Genomic DNA, 269 nt, shown 5'->3' on the forward strand with positions numbered 1-269 from the left:
ACCCTCTTCGAGCACTGCAGGTCTGCCGTCAAAATAAATGACGTCGGTACCAATCGCGCTTTCCAGCGCGTCAATAATCACCTTGCGGATATCGCTGTGTTTCATCGTGTAAGAATTAACCTGAGTTGGTTGGTAAGGGATGCCCGGAGTTCTTTGGGCATATCTGACTCCATGAGCTTCGGCAGTTCTTCTTTAAATGCCGAAGTCAATGGTGCTGCCAGAGGGATGCTGACCACTTCAATGGGGTAACGGGGTTTTGACGTTCGCCT

2 protein-coding genes are annotated in these 269 nt (G+C 50.2%); both read right to left on the reverse strand.

From position 1 onward, the window contains the following. Nucleotides 1-105: phage tail terminator protein (gpU, locus tag ACJ9N4_RS20725; RefSeq protein ID WP_411500778.1), on the reverse strand; the 105-nt coding region annotated here is incomplete at its 3' end. Further along, the coding region (locus tag ACJ9N4_RS20730) for a phage tail protein (RefSeq protein ID WP_411500779.1) at nucleotides 102-269 on the reverse strand (168 nt) is incomplete at its 5' end. The genes ACJ9N4_RS20730 and gpU, both read right to left, overlap by 4 nt.

Source organism: Enterobacter sp. LM3, assembly GCF_046622475.1.
Lineage (GTDB): Bacteria > Pseudomonadota > Gammaproteobacteria > Enterobacterales > Enterobacteriaceae > Enterobacter > Enterobacter cloacae_P.